The sequence below is a fragment of the Cobetia sp. MM1IDA2H-1 genome (assembly GCF_002916775.2).
Classification (GTDB): domain Bacteria; phylum Pseudomonadota; class Gammaproteobacteria; order Pseudomonadales; family Halomonadaceae; genus Cobetia; species Cobetia marina.
Map to the genome: position 1 here is coordinate 585,481 of NZ_CM133225.1, position 16,846 is coordinate 602,326.

12 protein-coding genes are annotated in these 16,846 nt (G+C 62.0%); 6 read left to right on the forward strand and 6 right to left on the reverse strand.

From position 1 onward, the window contains the following. Positions 1 to 196 precede the first annotated feature (196 nt). The 6 genes from BOH68_RS02550 to BOH68_RS02575 all read left to right on the forward strand — a co-directional run bounded on the left by BOH68_RS02550 (position 197) and on the right by BOH68_RS02575 (position 9,154). Positions 197 to 3,031, forward strand: a complete 2,835-nt coding sequence (locus BOH68_RS02550) for a 2-oxoglutarate dehydrogenase E1 component (protein ID WP_077379225.1) — start codon at positions 197 to 199, stop codon at positions 3,029 to 3,031. A gap of 51 nt (positions 3,032 to 3,082) precedes the next feature. Then, positions 3,083 to 4,633, forward strand: a complete 1,551-nt coding sequence (gene odhB / locus BOH68_RS02555) for a 2-oxoglutarate dehydrogenase complex dihydrolipoyllysine-residue succinyltransferase (protein ID WP_077379227.1) — start codon at positions 3,083 to 3,085, stop codon at positions 4,631 to 4,633. 110 nt (positions 4,634 to 4,743) lie between these two features. Further along, positions 4,744 to 6,183, forward strand: coding sequence for a dihydrolipoyl dehydrogenase (lpdA, locus tag BOH68_RS02560; RefSeq protein WP_077379229.1), 1,440 nt, complete (start codon positions 4,744 to 4,746; stop codon positions 6,181 to 6,183). A gap of 108 nt (positions 6,184 to 6,291) precedes the next feature. Beyond that, the gene (gene sucC / locus BOH68_RS02565; protein ID WP_077379231.1) at positions 6,292 to 7,458 is read left to right on the forward strand and encodes an ADP-forming succinate--CoA ligase subunit beta; all 1,167 of its coding nucleotides are present in this window, start codon (positions 6,292 to 6,294) and stop codon (positions 7,456 to 7,458) included. Then, on the forward strand, positions 7,458 to 8,330 hold the full coding sequence (gene sucD, locus BOH68_RS02570) for a succinate--CoA ligase subunit alpha (protein WP_065392579.1): 873 nt from the start codon (positions 7,458 to 7,460) through the stop codon (positions 8,328 to 8,330). The genes sucC and sucD overlap by 1 nt, the downstream gene beginning before the upstream one ends. 281 nt (positions 8,331 to 8,611) lie before the next feature. Continuing rightward, positions 8,612 to 9,154 carry a DUF302 domain-containing protein gene (locus BOH68_RS02575; RefSeq protein ID WP_103751477.1) on the forward strand — a complete coding sequence of 181 codons (543 nt, stop codon included), beginning with the start codon at positions 8,612 to 8,614 and terminating at the stop codon, positions 9,152 to 9,154. Between the two features lie 185 nt (positions 9,155 to 9,339). Here the strand turns inward: BOH68_RS02575 and glpQ are convergent, their stop codons facing one another. From glpQ to BOH68_RS02605, 6 genes are all read right to left on the reverse strand, one after another. Continuing rightward, positions 9,340 to 10,485 (reverse strand): glycerophosphodiester phosphodiesterase, encoded by a 1,146-nt coding sequence (glpQ, locus tag BOH68_RS02580; RefSeq protein ID WP_219815853.1) that lies wholly within the window; start codon positions 10,483 to 10,485, stop codon positions 9,340 to 9,342. Positions 10,486 to 10,627: 142 nt separating this feature from the next. Then, positions 10,628 to 11,632: a lysylphosphatidylglycerol synthase transmembrane domain-containing protein gene (locus BOH68_RS02585; RefSeq protein WP_077379233.1), complete on the reverse strand. Its 1,005-nt coding sequence runs from the start codon at positions 11,630 to 11,632 to the stop codon at positions 10,628 to 10,630. 63 nt (positions 11,633 to 11,695) lie between these two features. Further along, positions 11,696 to 12,511 carry a DUF2334 domain-containing protein gene (locus BOH68_RS02590; protein ID WP_077379235.1) on the reverse strand — a complete coding sequence of 272 codons (816 nt, stop codon included), beginning with the start codon at positions 12,509 to 12,511 and terminating at the stop codon, positions 11,696 to 11,698. Further along, positions 12,504 to 13,613, reverse strand: coding sequence for a glycosyltransferase family 4 protein (locus tag BOH68_RS02595; protein ID WP_077379411.1), 1,110 nt, complete (start codon positions 13,611 to 13,613; stop codon positions 12,504 to 12,506). The genes BOH68_RS02590 and BOH68_RS02595 overlap by 8 nt, the downstream gene beginning before the upstream one ends. A gap of 604 nt (positions 13,614 to 14,217) precedes the next feature. Next, positions 14,218 to 14,571 carry a hypothetical protein gene (locus BOH68_RS02600; RefSeq protein ID WP_077379237.1) on the reverse strand — a complete coding sequence of 118 codons (354 nt, stop codon included), beginning with the start codon at positions 14,569 to 14,571 and terminating at the stop codon, positions 14,218 to 14,220. Between the two features lie 272 nt (positions 14,572 to 14,843). After that, entirely contained in the window at positions 14,844 to 16,790 is a 1,947-nt protein-coding gene (locus tag BOH68_RS02605; RefSeq protein ID WP_077379239.1) for an exoribonuclease II, read from the reverse strand. Between the last annotated feature and the right edge of the window lie 56 nt (positions 16,791 to 16,846).

Below are 16,846 nucleotides of genomic sequence, written 5' to 3' on the forward strand. Positions count from 1 at the left end.
CAGCTGCGGCAGGGTGTCACACCTTGTCGCAGCGCACAGCTTGCTGGAGCCGGTGCCTTGTGCACCGGCTTTTGACGATAAAAGAAGACTCAGATGGTGAAGACCTCCATGGTTTCGCCATACAGGGCATAATCGAGTGACGCCGACAGCGCTTGTCCGGCGCCTACCCCACCCCATCAGTCAGGGTGACCGAGAGATGCAAGAAGGCACAATGGAGTTGATGTGGCGCACTTCCCATATGAGCGGCGGGAATGTCCACTACGTAGAAGATCTCTACGAGCGTTATCTTGTCGACCCGAACGAGGTTCCCGACGAGTGGCGCAACTACTTTGATACTCTGCCGCGTCATGACGGCAGCCCCTCCCAGGATGTTCCGCTGACCCCGATCCGTGAGCAGTTCTACGAGATGGGTCGCAACAGTCGCCGCTCGGTGGCTGTCTCGGCGGGCGAGAGCAGCGAGAACAAGAAGCAGGTTCGTGTTCTTCAGCTGATCAACGCCTATCGCTTCCGTGGCCACCAGAAGGCGGACATCGATCCCCTTGGTCTGCGCAAGCCGGCACCGATTCCTGATCTTGAGCTTTCCTTCCACCAGCTGTCCTCCGCTGACATGGACGTCGAGTTCCAGACCGGCTCGCTGTTCCTCGGCAAGGACGTTGCACCGCTGAAGGAAATTCACGCCGCGCTGGAGCAGACCTACTGCCGCAGCATCGGCGCCGAGTTCATGCACATCGTCAATACGGAAGAGAAGCGCTGGCTGCAGCAGCGTTTCGAGTCCGTGCGTTCCAAGCCGAACTTCTCACGCGATGTCCGCCATCACGTGCTGGAACGTCTGACCGCCGCCGAAGGTCTCGAGAGCTACCTCGCCAGCAAGTACCCGGGGACCAAGCGCTTTGGTCTGGAAGGCGGCGAATCCTTCATCCCGATGATGGATGAGCTGATCCAGCGCAGCGGCAAGTACGGTACCAAGGAAGTCGTGATCGGCATGGCCCACCGTGGCCGCCTCAACCTGCTGGTCAATCTGCTGGGCAAGAGCCCGTCCGAGCTGATCGAGGAATTCGACGGCAAGAAGCAGATCGCCAAGGGCTCCGGTGACGTGAAGTACCACCAGGGCTTCAGCTCGAATGTCATGACACCGGGCGGCGAAGTCCACCTGGCACTGGCGTTCAACCCGTCGCACCTGGAGATCGTCTCTCCGGTGGTCGAGGGCTCGGTGCGTGCCCGTCAGGATCGTCGTGAAGACGCCGAGGGTGACAGCGTACTGCCGATTTCCATCCACGGTGACGCGGCATTCGCCGGTCAGGGCGTGGTGATGGAAACCTTCCAGATGTCGCAGACCCGTGCCTACAAGACGGGTGGTACCGTTCACGTCGTCATCAACAACCAGGTGGGCTTCACCACCTCGCGTGCCGATGACGCGCGTTCCACCGAATACTGCACCGACATCGCCAAGATGGTTCAGGCGCCGATCATCCACGTCAATGGTGACGACCCGGACGCCGTGCTGCACGCCGCCCAGGTCGCCATCGACTATCGCCAGCAGTTCAAGCGTGACGTGGTGATCGACCTCGTGTGCTACCGCAAGCGCGGTCACAACGAGGCGGACGAGCCGTCCGGCACCCAGCCGCTGATGTACGCCAAGATCAAGTCCCAGAAGACCGCTCGCGAGAAGTATGCGCAGCGTCTGGTCGAGGAAGGCGTGCTCAGCGAGGAAGAGACCCGGCAGCTGGTGGATCAGTACCGCGCGGATCTCGATGCCGGCAATCACGTCGCCAATGCCCTCGTGAAGCAGCCGAATACCGGTCTGTTCGTCGATTGGACGCCGTACCTGGGCCACGAGTGGACCGGCGATGCCGATACCTCGATGGACATGAAGCAGCTGCAGGCGCTCGCCAACAAGATGTGCGAAGTGCCGGACGGCGTCTCGGTCCAGCGTCAGGTCAACAAGATCTACGAAGACCGTCGCAAGATGGCCGCCGGCGGCATGCCGCTGAACTGGGGCTTCGCCGAGACGCTGGCCTACGCCACCCTGGTGGATGCCGACCATCCGGTACGCATCACTGGCCAGGACGTGGGTCGTGGCACCTTCTCCCACCGTCACGCGGTGGTGCACAACCAGAATGATGGCAATACCTACGTGCCGCTGCAGCACATCAAGGATGGTCAGGCAACCTTCACCATCCATGACTCCTACCTCTCCGAGGAAGCGGTGCTGGCCTTCGAATACGGCTACGCCACGACCATGCCGACGGCATTGGTGGTGTGGGAAGCCCAGTTCGGTGACTTCGCCAACGGTGCCCAGGTGGTGATGGACCAGTTCATCTCCTCCGGCGAGAGCAAGTGGGGCCGCCTGTGCGGTCTGACCATGCTGCTGCCGCACGGTTACGAAGGTCAGGGGCCGGAGCACAGCTCCGCGCGCCTCGAGCGCTATCTCCAGCTGTGTGCCGAGCACAACATGCAGGTGTGCATGCCGACCACGCCGGCGCAGATCTATCATCTGCTGCGTCGTCAGGTCATCCGCTCGCTGCGCAAGCCGCTGGTCGTGTTGTCGCCCAAGTCACTGCTGCGTCACAAGGAAGCGACTTCCACCCTCGACGAGCTGGCCGATGGCCGCTTCGAGATGGTGCTGGCCGACAAGGGCAATCTTGAAGCTTCCAAGGTCAAGCGCGTCGTGCTGTGTGCCGGCAAGGTCTATTACGACCTGGCAGGCTATCGCGCCGAGCAGGGCCGTGAAGACGTTGCCATCATCCGTGTCGAGCAGCTCTATCCCTTCCCGAAGGAAGAGCTCCAGGCCGCCATCGCCGACTACGAGAATCTCGAGCAGGTGATGTGGTGCCAGGAAGAGCCGCTCAACCAGGGTGCCTGGTATCAGAGTCAGCACCACATGCGTCAGGTCGCTGATCAGCATCGTCAGGGCCTCGGCATGAGCCTGGCCTTCGCCGGACGCCCGGCCTCTGCGGCGCCTGCCGCGGGCTACATGTCCGTTCATAACGAACAGCAGCGCCAGCTGGTCGACGACGCCTTCAACAAGTAAAGGCCCGCGACCCGCAAGGGCACCGAGAGAGAATCGAGTTAAGGAACTCCAATGGCTATCGATATCAAAGCGCCGTCTTTTCCGGAATCCGTCGCCGAAGGCACAGTGGCGACCTGGCACAAGCAGCCCGGTGACAGCGTCGAGCGCGACGAGCTGATCGTCGAGATCGAGACTGACAAGGTGGTGCTGGAAGTGGTGGCACCGCAGAACGGCACCCTGGGCGAGATCAAGGTCCAGGAAGGCGAGACCTGCGAGTCCGAGCAGGTACTGGGTACCATCGGTGACGCAGACGCCGCATCTTCCGACGAGAAGAAGCAGGCGCCCGCTGAAGGCAAGGACGACGCCAAGGCCGAGAGCAAGCCGGCCGCCGGTGGCGAAGGCGAGACGCTGGAAGTCAAGGCGCCGAGCTTCCCGGAATCCGTCGCGGAAGGCACTGTCGCCACCTGGCACAAGAAGGTCGGTGACGCCTGTGAGCGCGATGAGCTGATCGTCGAGATCGAGACTGACAAGGTCGTGCTGGAAGTCGTGGCTCCGGCAGATGGCGCCCTGAGCGAGATCAAGGTTCAGGAAGGCGAGACCTGCGAGACCGAAGCCGTGCTGGCACTGTTCAGCGCTGGTGCTTCCGGTGCCGCTGCTCCGGCCGCTGAGGAAAGCGACAGCAAGTCCGACGAAGGTCAGGACGAGAAGGTCGGTGACAAGATTCTCGCGCCAGCCGCTCGCAAGATGGTCGCCGAGCACGATCTGGACGTCAGCAAGCTGGTCGGTACCGGCAAGGGCGGTCGCGTGCTGAAGGAAGACGTGGCCAAGGCCGTCAAGGAAGGCACCGCAGCCAAGTCCGCTGCCAAGCCTGCTGCCGCACCGAAGGCCGCTGCACCGAAGGCCGCTCCGGCCTTCGAGGGCGAGCGTCCCGAGAAGCGCGTGCCGATGAGCCGCATGCGTCAGACCATCGCCAAGCGCCTGGTCAATGCCCAGCAGACCGCCGCCATGCTCACCACGTACAACGAAGTGGACATGAGTGCGGTGATGGAGCTGCGCAAGCAGTACAAGGACACCTTCCAGAAGGTGCACGACACCAAGCTCGGCTTCATGGGCTTCTTCGTCAAGGCGGCCACCGAAGCGCTCAAGCGCTTCCCGGACGTCAATGCCTCCATCGACGGCACCGACATCGTCTACCACGGTTACCAGGACATCGGCGTTGCCGTGTCGTCCGATCGTGGTCTGGTCGTGCCGGTCCTGCGTGATACCGACAGCATGAAGCTTGCCGATGTCGAAAAGACCATCGTCGACTTCGGTCAGCGCGCGCGCGCCGGCAAGCTGGGCATCGATGAGATGCAGGGCGGCACCTTCACCATCACCAACGGCGGCATCTTCGGTTCCCTGATGTCCACGCCGATCCTGAATCCGCCGCAGACCGCCATCCTGGGCATGCACAAGATCCAGGAGCGCCCGATGGCCGTGAACGGTCAGGTCGTCATCCGTCCGATGATGTATCTGGCGCTGTCCTACGACCACCGCATGATCGACGGCAAGGATGCAGTCCAGTTCCTCGTCGCCATCAAGGACCTGCTGGAAGATCCGGCTCGTTTCCTGCTCGACGTCTGAGACTGCAACGCCTCACGCCCGGGGCTTCCCCGGGCGTGTGCGGCCCCGATGGGTGACAGGTTGCCCATCGGGATGCCAATCCGAATCGAACTGCACCAACAGGAAGAGACATGGCCGATAAATTTGATGTAATCGTCATTGGCGCGGGCCCCGGTGGCTATGTGGCTGCCATCCGCGCGGCTCAGCTGGGTCTGAAGACTGCCTGCGTCGAGAAGTGGGTCAACAAGGAAGGCAAGACCGTCCACGGCGGCACCTGCCTGAACGTCGGCTGCATCCCGTCCAAGGCGCTGCTGGAAACCTCTCACAAGTTCGTCGAGGCACGTGACGAGTTCGCCGAGCTGGGCATCAAGGCCGATGGCGTCGAGATCGACGTGGCCAAGATGATCGAGCGCAAGGCGCAGATCGTGAAGAACCTGACCGGCGGCATTTCCGGTCTGTTCAAGGCCAATGGCGTGACCGCCCTGGAAGGTACCGGCAAGGTACTGCCCAACAAGCAGGTCGAAGTCACCGGTCACGACGGCGAGAAGGCGACCTACGACGCCGAGAACATCGTCATCGCGTCCGGTTCCGTGCCGGTCGAGATTCCGCCGACGCCGCTGACCGAAGGTTTGATCGTCGATTCCACCGGCGCCCTCGAATTCACCGAGACGCCGAAGCGTCTGGGCGTCATCGGTGCCGGTGTCATCGGTCTCGAGCTGGGTAGCGTGTGGAGCCGTTGCGGTTCTGAAGTCACCGTGCTGGAAGCGGTCGACAGCTTCCTGCCGATGGTCGATGCCGCTGTCGCCAAGGAAGCCCAGAAGCTGCTCAAGAAGCAGGGTCTGGACATCAAGCTCGGCGCCCGCGTGACCGGTTCCGACATCAAGGACAGCGAAGTCGTCGTCAAGTACACCGACGCCAACGGCGAGCAGGAACAGACCTTCGACAAGGTCATCGTCGCGGTCGGCCGTCGTCCGTACACCCAGAGCCTGCTCGACAGCGATGTCGGCATCAATCTGGACGAGCGTGGCTTCATCCACGTCGATGACCAGTGCGCGACCAGCGTGCCGGGTGTCTACGCCATCGGTGACGTGGTACGTGGCCCGATGCTGGCCCACAAGGCCTCCGAAGAGGGCGTGATGGTTGCCGACATCATCGCCGGCCACAAGGCCGAGATGAACTACGACGCCATCCCGAGCATCATCTACACCTTCCCGGAAGTTGCTTGGGTCGGCAAGACCGAGCAGCAGGCCAAGGCCGAAGGCATTGAAGTCAAGACCGGCAGCTTCCCGTTCGCGGCAAGCGGTCGTGCCATGGCCAACAATGCCACTGAAGGTCTGGCCAAGATCATTGCCGACGCTGAGACTGATCGCGTCCTGGGTGTTCACATCATCGGCCAGCATGCCGGTGAGCTGATCGCTCAAGGCGTGACGGCCCTCGAGTTCGGCGCCAGCGCCGAAGACCTCGCGCTGATCTGCACGGCTCACCCGACACTGTCGGAAGCCGTACACGAAGCCGCGCTGGCCGTTGACGGGCATGCGATTCACATCGCAAACCGCAAGAAGCGCAAGTAAGCGTCCTTCCGAACAAGAGGCGCGTCGCCCCGGCCAGGCCGGGGCGAACGGTGGCAGCCGCATCTCGCGACTGCCGTTCGAGTCTAATGCAACCAATGGCATGACACGATGAACCTTCACGAGTATCAGGCAAAACAACTGTTTGCCGACTATGGCCTGCCGGTGTCCAAGGGCTTCGCCGTTGACACCCCGGAAGACGCTGCTGAAGCGTGCAAGAAGATTGGCGGCGACAAGTGGGTCGTCAAGGCACAGGTCCACGCAGGTGGCCGCGGCAAGGCCGGCGGCGTCAAGCTGGTCGAGAGCGCACAAGCCGCTTCCGACTTCGCTTCCCAGTGGCTGGGCAAGAACCTGGTGACCTACCAGACTGACGCGAATGGTCAGCCGGTCACCAAGATTCTCGTCGAGAACTGCACCGACATCGCCGAAGAACTGTACCTGGGTGCCGTCGTCGACCGTACCACTCGTCGCATCGTCTTCATGGCTTCCACCGAAGGCGGCGTGGAAATCGAGAAGGTTGCCGAAGAGACACCGGAAAAGATCCTGAAAGCCGAGATCGATCCGCTGGTCGGCGCTCAGCCGTACCAGGCGCGTGAACTGGCCTTCAAGCTGGGTCTGAACCCGACCCAGATCAAGCAGTTCACCAAGATCTTCCTGGGTCTGGCGAAGATGTTCGCCGACAAGGATTTCGCGCTGCTGGAAATCAACCCGCTGGTCATCACCGACGAAGGCAACCTCCACTGCCTCGACGGCAAGATCAACATCGATGCCAACGCCGTCTACCGTCACCCGGACCTGCAGGCGATGCACGATCCGTCTCAGGAAGACGAGCGTGAAGCGCATGCTGCCAAGTTCGAACTGAACTACGTTGCCCTCGACGGCAACATCGGCTGCATGGTCAACGGCGCAGGCCTGGCGATGGGCACCATGGACATCGTCAACCTGTCTGGCGGCAAGCCGGCCAACTTCCTCGACGTGGGTGGCGGTGCTACAAAGGAACGCGTTGCAGAAGCGTTCAAGATCATCCTGTCCGACGACAACGTCAAGGCTGTTCTGGTGAACATCTTCGGCGGCATCGTGCGTTGCGACATGATCGCCGAAGGCATCATCGGTGCCGTCGAGCAGGTCGGTGTCAACGTACCGGTCGTGGTGCGTCTGGAAGGCAACAACGCTGAACTCGGCGCCAAGAAGCTGGCCGAAAGCGGTCTGAACATCATCGCTGCTACCAGCCTGACTGACGCGGCGCAGCAGGTTGTCAAAGCTGCGGAGGGCAAGTAATGAGCATTTTGATCGACAAGAACACCAAGGTGATCTGCCAGGGCTTCACTGGCGGCCAGGGTACCTTCCACTCTGAACAAGCCATCGCCTACGGCACCAAGATGGTCGGTGGCGTGACGCCGGGCAAGGGTGGTCAGACTCACCTGGGCCTGCCGGTGTTCAACACCGTCGCGGAAGCCGTTGCCGAGACTGGCGCTGAAGCGTCCGTCATCTACGTGCCGGCACCGTTCTGCAAGGATTCCATCCTTGAAGCGGCCAATGCAGGCATCAAGCTGATCGTCTGCATCACCGAAGGCGTGCCGACTCTCGACATGCTGGAAGTCAAGGTCAAGTGCGACGAGCTGGGCGCGCGTCTGATCGGTCCGAACTGCCCGGGTGTCATCACTCCGGGTGAGTGCAAGATCGGCATCATGCCGGGTCACATCCACCAGCCGGGCAAGGTCGGTATCGTGTCTCGTTCAGGCACCCTGACCTATGAAGCCGTCAAGCAGACCACTGACCACGGTTTCGGTCAGTCCAGCTGTGTCGGTATCGGTGGCGACCCGATCCCGGGTTCCAACTTCATCGACATCCTCGAGCTGTTCGAGAAGGACCCGAAGACCGAAGCCATCGTCATGATCGGCGAGATCGGCGGTTCCGCTGAAGAAGAAGCGGCTGCCTACATCAAGGCGAACGTCACCAAGCCGGTCGTCTCCTACATCGCTGGTGTGACTGCGCCTCCGGGCAAGCGCATGGGCCATGCAGGCGCCATCATCTCCGGCGGCAAGGGTACTGCCGACGAGAAGTTCGCGGCTCTGGAAGAAGCTGGCGTCAAGACTGTGCGTTCACTCGCAGAGATCGGCGATGCCATCAAGGAAGTCACTGGCTGGTAAGCCTGTGATCTCCTGACAGCGCTCGGCGGCAACGCTGATTGCATGTCACCGAAAGGGCAGACCCACCGGGTCTGCCCTTTTTTCATGTCTGTCATTCGGTGAGGGAGTCATTGTCGGGAGCGATAGCTCATGCAAATGCGCATCACATCGCCTTCGCCACCCCAGACGGCAGGTGCGTTTGGATCAAGCAATTGCTAATCTGATGAGGTTCATTGGCACCTGACCAAGCGACACGTGCAGATGCCCCACGGCGAAACACGACTCACTGATAAGGATGTTCCATGCTCAAGACCTTCCCCGCTGTCACGCGTTCCGCCCGCCTGCTGGCGCTGCTGTCTCTGCCGTTGGTTACCGGCATTCCGCTGATGGCCAGTGCAGATTCCGGCGCCGCGGCAGCGTCCGCTCCTGAAGCCTCGGCGAGCATGCAGGTGCCTGCCAAGGGCATCGAGTCCGTGACCAGTCGTGAGGATGTCGCCACCGTCCAGGCGCGTCTGGAGAAGGCGCTCGAGGCCAAGGGGCTGACGCTGTTCAGCGTCATCGAGCATGAGGCGGGTGCCGAGAAGGTGGGGATGGAGCTTCCTGCCACGCATACCGTCATCTTCGGCAACCCCAAGGTCGGTACCCTGTTGATGCAGTGCAATGGTTCGGCTGCGCTGGATCTCCCGCAGAAGATGCTGATCCGTGCCGTGGAAGGGGGCAGCGTGATCGAGTGGAATGATCCGCAGTATCTGGCCAATCGTCATGACCTGGGTGACTGCAAGCTGCCGCTGGACAAGATCGGTGGACTGCTCAAGGGTCTGGCGGCCGAGGCAGCGGGGCAATGAGACGTGAAGACGCCATGTTTCAGCGCTGATCCTCCCAGTCTGGACGACACTGACACGAGCGCTGACATCAGACACTGACATCCGTTTCTGACATTGCGCAGGACGAAAAAAGCCGGACTCCCTGAGGAGTCCGGCTTTTTCATGTGTCACCGCTCGCTTTTCTGCAAGCCGTCCTGCCGTGAGTTCTACAGGGCTTCGCCGTTGTGCTTGAGCCACTGTACCGCGCGGTCCGGGTAGTCCGTGAAGACGCCATCGACATCGGCGTCGACGAAGAACACGCGCAGCATGTCATCATAATCGCTGGCCCAGTCAGGGATGCGACCCTCATCAAGCCGGAAGGTATAGGGCATCACGATCAGGCCTGCTGCATGCGCTTCCTTGACCAGCGGCGTGACCTTGATGTCGTCCCGGGTCGAGCTGTCCTCGATCACCATCGGCTTCCACGGCCCGATGCCATCGGCATAGCCGGCAATCCGCTGCATGGCCCCATCCTGGTACATCCAGTCATAGCTGTAGGGCTCGAGCTTGCCATCCGAGCCCGGCTGGAAGGTCATGTCCCAACTGGTCTCGCCCATCAGCTGCACCAGTCGCAGGTCCATGCCCAGCTCGGGCTGCAGCGTGTCGTGGATGCGTTCGAGTCCATTGGGATCAAAGACCTGCACGATGGCATTGTCGTCATGGTCCAAATAGCCGTACTGCTTGAGCGTCTCGAGGACGGCTCTGGAGATTTCCTTGCCCTCGGACTGATGGAACCAGGGGGCCTTGATCTCGACATACAGGCCGACATCACGGCCCGTGGAGTGATTCAGGCCCTGGATCATCTCGATCTCCTCGCTCAGCGTATGCAGACCGAAGTGGGACTTGCCCAGCGGGAAGCGCTCGGGGTAGTCCGTGACACGCTTGCCATCCTTGACGGTGAAGCCCTCGCTGAAGGCCAGCTTGCGCAGCTCATCCAGGGTGAAGTCGATGGCATAGTAGCGGCCATCCTCACGAGCGCGGTCCGGGAAGACATCGGCGACATTGGTCACGCGATCCAGAAAGCGATCATGCAGCACCACCAGCTGATCATCCTTGCTCATCACCACGTCCTGCTCAAGGAAGTCGGCACCCTGGGCATAGGCCATCGACTTGGCGGCCAGCGTGTGCTCGGGCAGGTAGCCCGAGGCACCACGGTGAGCCACGACGACCTTGTCGGTGCCATGGCCGGGGTCGATGCTGCGCAGCGTCGCGTCATCGGCGAGGGCAGTGGAGGCCGTGGTCACAAGCAATGCGCCCATCACGCCAAGACGCGTGAGTGAGCGGTGAGTCAGGAAATGAGGGGAGCCGGACATGTGGGATCACCTTGGATGTGGTTATTGTATGGACGTTCAACATCGAATCATTACCATAACAAACACTTATCCAAATGGCGATGAGCAATGGAAATGAATGATGATGCGCTGGAGCTGTCCGGCAGAGGTGGGTCGCTGGGGGTCAGGCCGAGGGCGAGCGACGATTGAGCAGGCGGGCCAGCATGCCGCGTCCCGCCATCACGAAGAACACCGGGGCACCGGCGATCAGGTAGAAATAGAAGGTGACGGCGCGCCAGATGACGACGGCGGCAGCGGCGGTGGAGGCACCGATGACAGGCCCCAGCAGTGCCGTGGACGAGAGTTCGGCACCGCCTGCACCACCGGGCAGCAGCGTCAGTTGCCCGGCGGCGAGCGAGAGCATCTGCACGATGAAGGTCCAGCTCCAGTCGATGTCGCGCCCAAGTCCCGCGACGGCCAGATAGAGGATGGAATAGCGCAAGAGCCAATGGGCGCAGCACAGCAGAAAGATCAGGCTCAACGTCAGGCGAGGCAGGGCGAGCGTCTCGATCAGTGCATGACGGAAATGGATCAAGGCACGCGCCAGTCTGAGGCGCGAACGATGGCGTACCTTGAGCCAGCGCAGCAGGCGGCCACTGGCCTTGATCAATCGTCGATGATGCTTGCCGAGCGCCGCCAGCAGGCCGAAGCCGATGATCAGCAGCAGCGCCGGCACGGCCAGCATCCAGCCCAGGCGTAGATCGATGGTATGCGACAGTGCGTAGAGCCCGATGCTGGCGAGCGCCGAGAGAAAGAACAGCATGTCGGTCATCTGGTCGACGGCAAACACCGCCGAGGCGTGTGCCGGGCGTACCCCCTGACGTGCCAGCAGCCCCATCAGGGTGAGCGGGCCGCCACTGCCACCCGGCGTGGCGCTGATGGCGAACTCGGTGGCCATCACCATGCCCAGTGCACGCCGCTGTCCGAGGTGGCCGCCACGCCCGGCCAGCAGCAGGCGCAGGCGTCCGGCATTCAGGTTCCAGCACATCACGATCATGCCCAGCATCAGCGCGAAGGTCTCGAGGGGGAACTGGCGCAGCTGGCTCCCCAGCCCACTGCCGCCCAGCACCAGCGGCACGGCGATGACCAGCACCAGGCCGGCTCCCAGCATCCACAGGGCGCGATTCATGGTGGATTCTCGTGTTCAGGCGATGGGTGGAAGGGCATGGTGCCCAGGGCATGCTGCGGGAACTCAGGCAGCACTGTCGGCATTCCGTCGATCGGCGGTGAGCAGCCCCTTGTGTGTCAGCCAATCGAGCTTGGTCATCGGCAGGTAGCCATCATCCAGCAACCGTGTGACAAGTCGTGCCCAGTAGTCTCGCGAGCCCGTGTGGCGCATGTCGACCGGATGCAGTCCGAGGCGCAGGACATCGGCGTCACGCTCACGCGCCATCTTGCGTTCCGTGACCCAGCGGGACATGGCGCGCCGCGGCGCGGAGCGCGCGCTCCACACCAGTCCCGGAGCATCGATGGGGGTGAAGTCCGGCAGGCGATAGAGGTGCTGAGGGTCGCTGGTGTATTGGAAGTCCAGTGCCTGCAGGGCGCGCCGTGTGCCGTCACTCATCAACCAGGCCGGTGCCACGAAGCCCGACAGCGGCCAGCCGAGCCGCTTGAACAGGGCAGCGCCTTCCTGAAGACGCCGTCTGGCTTCGCTCTCATCGAGGGGGTAGAACTCGCCTTCCCAGGTCAGTACGCGGCGCATCACGTAATCGCGTGGCGTGCGGGGCGGCGGCGCATCATCGCAATGATGAAAACCATGCAGCGCCAGTTCATCGCCCTGCTGTCTGCGGGCCTCCAGCAGGGCGATGAACTCGGGAGCGTTCTCGAGAGGGTTGCGATGGTGGAAGTCCGGCACCACCAGCCAGGTGATCGGGCAGGGATGGCCAAGTCGCTCCTGACACAGCTCATCCATCTGATCGACGAAATCGCGATAGTCCTGCCAGGTCTCGGGAGCGATGTCGTGGAGGACCAGCAGGAAATGCTTTCTGGCGGCTGGAGACTCACCCATGTGTCACCTCTTCCAGTATCGGTTGCAGCTGAGTGCCGGTGACGGCGCGATAGTGATCGAGCAGTCCATCCACCACGCGGTCCCAGTCATGGTGCTTCTCCACATGACGACGCGCCTGGCGACCCAGGGCCGCCGGGTCATTGGCGAAGATGTCCTGAACGGCACGCGCCATGGCATGCGGTGCATGAGGATCACACAGTTGGCCACAGCCCAGCGGAACATTTTCCGCCAGCGCACCGGCGCGAGCGGCCACCACTGGCGTGCCGCAGGCCATGGCTTCCAGCACGACCAGACCGAAGGTCTCCTGTGTGCCGGCATGCAACAGCACATCGACGGAGGCGACCAGTCGTGCCACCTCCGCGCTGCTGCAGAAATGGCCGGTGACACTGACATTGTCCGGCAGGTGGCGAGGCATCCCGGAGCCGATCAACAGCAGATGGTAATTCGGGCCAAGCAGACGGGCGACTTCCAGCAGCTCGTCGAGATTCTTCTCGCGTGAACCGCGGCCGGCGAAGGCCAGCAGTCGCACGTGATCCGCCAGGCCAAGTTCACGTCGCAGGTCCTGATCCCGGCAATCGGGGTGGAAGGTGTTCAGATCGACGCCCAGTGGCTGGATGTGGACATTGCGTACCCCGAGTCGATCCAGTCGCCTCGCCATCACGTCACTGGGTGCCAGCACGCGATCGAAATGGCGATAGAGGCGCTGCACATAGCGATCGACATTGGCCCCCGACCACTCGCCGAGACGGTTGGTGATCAGACGTGGCAGATCCGAGTGATAGAAGCCGATCACCGGGACATCCAGCTTGCGGCCTGCATCCAATGCCGCCCAGGCGGTGACGTAGGGGTCACCCGCCTCGATCACGTCCGGCTGCAGTGCCAGCAGGGTGCTGACCCAGCCTCCACGCCTCAGCGGGAAGCGGTAGCCATTGCCGAAGGGTATCGGGGGGGCCGGGACGTGATAGAGGTCATCGCTGACACTGGAGGACTCTCCGGGAACCAGCAGGCTGTGACGAATGCCTGGTCGGCTTCGTAGGCGTCGTCGCTTGGCTTCCAGATAGGTTCTCACGCCGCCGCTGGACGGCGCATGAAACATCGTCATGTCTGCAACGTGGAGCATCTATTTGATTCCGTTGTGTTTTCTGGCAGACAGCGCCGAAAGGTCAATTCTTGTGCCCAGTCTGAGTCTGCTATTGATCTGGGGGGGAGAGGGGTGGGCTTCAAGTAGGCTTTTGGGAACGCGGAAGTCATGTTGCGCAACTGGCTCTGCTTTCCGGTCGCTGGCTACCCCCTGCACTCAAGAGTGAGACGCCAACCCTACGCCACGGATGGCGTGACCCATGTGACAGCGGCCGGAGGATTTTGTGCGATGCCAGCCGAGGAGGCGTCATGCTGGCCCAGCAGCGAATGCGCTCGCGGGCACAACACGGTTGCGGCGTTGGTGAGCCGCGGTGCAGACAGAACGTGATGCGGGGGGAGTGATTCAGGGGAGTGATGCGGGAAGGACGTGATACTGGAAGAAAGTGATCAAGGGAGAGAGTGAAAAAGGGAGAAGCGACGGGACACCTGGCCATGCCATGGCAAAAAAAATCCCACCCGGGCAGTCGGATGGGAAAGTTGCGTGCACTACAGGAATTCAGGGGGATACGCGGATGGATTCCCGAGGCCTTCTCAGACGCGGACTACGCCTGGGAATGCCTCAGGACTCATGAGAATGATTGAGCGGACAGGAAGGACATCGTCTGGCCCAGCTCTTGGGAGAAGGCGGCTTCGGGCTCGGCGGGACGTTGACTGGCGAGCAACACGAGGCTCAGCAGCATGCCGGCTGCGAGCAGCAGGCGATTGCGTGTCCGGCGGCGGTCCCGCTCCAGCAGCATGGCCACATGCTCCATCGCCTCCTGCTGGATCTCACGCTGTCGCTGTGGCGTGACCGCGTCACGCGAGTGGCCATCTGACGGCTGATCGGTAACACGTGCCAGGACCATGGCCGGCTGGCGCACGATGGCGGCGTGTTCTGCAGCATGACGCTGTGAGGCAGCAGGCGAGCGATGGAATTTCATGGGAGGTCCTCTCACGGCAAGTGGCAGCATGGACAGATGGCAATGACTGACTCGGTACTTGACTCAATCAACGTTGGCGCGAGGAGTGTGGATGCCTCGTGTCTCGATGAAATGAGTGTAACGTGATTTTCTGTTTCATAAAATTACAATTTATCACGATGCGATCACGCTTTGAATACGTTGCGTTGCAGCAACGAAAACGCCCCGGGCGCAGAGCGCTCCGGGGCGTGGGGTACCGCCATCCTGTCAGACGGCGGTGAGCAGGTCGCGGCTTATTCGGCCGGACGACCCACCAGTGAACGACGTTCTTCACGGGCTTCGGTCAAGGAGACCTTGATGATGTCGCCCAATGAGTAACGCAGCTCGTCTTCGATGCGCACACGGCCTTCCTTGTCATCGATCGCGACCTTCTTGCGATCAGTGTGGATCAGCGGTGCCGGAATGAAGACGCTGGCGCCATTCTCTTCCAGGCGCACACGCATGCCACCGCGGCGGATATCGATGATCTCGCCAGTGAAGATCTGCTGCTCTTCGGCGGCCTTGGTCAGGTAACGCACGTAGAGCCAGTCCTTGACGTCGCGCTCAGCCATGCGGTTGAGACGACGACGTTCACTGAGGTGTTCGGTCAGCTGCTCGGTGGCTTCGGCCGGAGCATCCTGACCCAGAATCACGCGCTTGATCAGGCGATGGTTGACCATGTCGCCGTACTTGCGGATCGGCGAAGTCCAGGTGGCATAGGCCTCGAGACCCAGACCGAAATGCGGGCCCGGCTGGGCAGACATCACGGTGTAGCCCTGGAAGCGACGCATGCGCACGTCCAGCCAGGTATCCTCGCGGCTGTCCAGCTCCTGGCGCAGCAGGCGATAGCCTTCCAGGCTGCCCAGCTGTTCCGGCGTCGCGGTGATCTCCTGGGTGGCCAGGAATTCGATGGTGTCGTCGTACTTCTCCGGTGCAAAGCCCTGGTGCACGTTGAAGATGCCGTGACCGATGTGCTTGGAGAGCAGACGGGCGCAGCTCAGGTTCGCGGTGATCATGGATTCTTCGATCATGCGATTGCTGATGCGGCGATGGTCGGCACGCACGTTGAGCACGTTGCCTTCCTCATCCAGCTCGAATTCGAAGTCCGGACGCTCGCGGAAGATCTGGGAGTTGCGTGCACGCCAGGCGATACGCGCCTGAGTGAAGGCTTCCAGCTGACGCAGGCCTTCGGCCAGCTCCTCGGTTTCCGGCTTCCAGCTGCCTTCCTGGCCTTCGATCCAGTCAGAGACGTTGTCGTAGGTCAGGCGGTGATGCGAGCGCATGGTGGCTGCGAAGAACTTCGGCTCACCGATCACGCCGTCGGTGTCGATGTCGACGATGCACATCAGCGTCGGACGGTCTTCACCTTCCTTCAGCGAGCACAGGTCATCGGCCAGGATTTCCGGCAGCATGGTGACGTTCTGGCTCGGCAGGTAGACGGTGAAGGAGCGCGTGCGCGCCTCTTCGTCCACGCGGCTGCCTTCCGGCACATAGGCGGTCGGGTCAGCGATGGCGATGCTCAGGGTCCAGCCGCCTTCCGGGCGCTCGACGATGTGCAGGGCGTCATCCATGTCACGAGTCTTCTCACCATCGATGGTGAAGAAGGGTACGTGAGTCATGTCTTCGCGGGTCAGACCTTCCTCCAGCAGCGGCCAGTCGTTGCCGCCCTCCGGAGAGGCCTGTTCCAGCGCGTGACGCGCCAGGGTGACACGCCACGGCACGCGCGGGTTGTCCACCTCGGCGATGACTTCCTCGATCTGGGCGAAGAAGCTGCGGTCATCCTTGCGCATCGGGTGACGCAGCAGACGAGCCACGACCCAGTCGCCATCATTGAGGCTTTCCTCATTGATGCCGCGCTTCACGCGCGCTTTCATGCGCGTGTTGATGGACGGGTGATCCGGCATCACGTTGAGGCGACCGTCACGCTTGCCGACACGAGCGACGAAGCGGTCGACACCCGTCTCGATCAGCACTTCCGGCTGTACGGATTTCTTCTCGCCTTCGACCTTGACGGTCGCTTCGACGGTATCACCGTGCAGCACCTGCTTCATGGCGGGCGGCGGCACGAAATACGACTCGCCATCCTCGCACTCGAGGAAGCCGAAGCCCTTGTCGGTGCCTTTGATCACCCCCGTGACACGGGGAATTTCCTGGCGGATTTGATCTTTCAGCTGCGCCAGCAGCGAATTGTTCTGCAGCATTTCGGAAGTTCTGTTGGCGGGGTCAGTGGCTCACTATACGGACATGACGCATGGGG

Excerpts from the sequence above, each read along its gene's own strand:
- BOH68_RS02550 (WP_077379225.1), top strand. The coding sequence starts at position 197 with ATGCAAGAAGGCACAATGGAGTTGATGTGGCGCACTTCCCATATGAGC.
- odhB (WP_077379227.1), top strand. The coding sequence starts at position 3,083 with ATGGCTATCGATATCAAAGCGCCGTCTTTTCCGGAATCCGTCGCCGAA.
- lpdA (WP_077379229.1), top strand. The coding sequence starts at position 4,744 with ATGGCCGATAAATTTGATGTAATCGTCATTGGCGCGGGCCCCGGTGGC.
- sucC (WP_077379231.1), top strand. The coding sequence starts at position 6,292 with ATGAACCTTCACGAGTATCAGGCAAAACAACTGTTTGCCGACTATGGC.
- sucD (WP_065392579.1), top strand. The coding sequence starts at position 7,458 with ATGAGCATTTTGATCGACAAGAACACCAAGGTGATCTGCCAGGGCTTC.
- BOH68_RS02575 (WP_103751477.1), top strand. The coding sequence starts at position 8,612 with ATGCTCAAGACCTTCCCCGCTGTCACGCGTTCCGCCCGCCTGCTGGCG.
- glpQ (WP_219815853.1), bottom strand. The coding sequence starts at position 10,485 with ATGTCCGGCTCCCCTCATTTCCTGACTCACCGCTCACTCACGCGTCTT.
- BOH68_RS02585 (WP_077379233.1), bottom strand. The coding sequence starts at position 11,632 with ATGAATCGCGCCCTGTGGATGCTGGGAGCCGGCCTGGTGCTGGTCATC.
- BOH68_RS02590 (WP_077379235.1), bottom strand. The coding sequence starts at position 12,511 with ATGGGTGAGTCTCCAGCCGCCAGAAAGCATTTCCTGCTGGTCCTCCAC.
- BOH68_RS02595 (WP_077379411.1), bottom strand. The coding sequence starts at position 13,613 with ATGACGATGTTTCATGCGCCGTCCAGCGGCGGCGTGAGAACCTATCTG.
- BOH68_RS02600 (WP_077379237.1), bottom strand. The coding sequence starts at position 14,571 with ATGAAATTCCATCGCTCGCCTGCTGCCTCACAGCGTCATGCTGCAGAA.
- BOH68_RS02605 (WP_077379239.1), bottom strand. The coding sequence starts at position 16,790 with ATGCTGCAGAACAATTCGCTGCTGGCGCAGCTGAAAGATCAAATCCGC.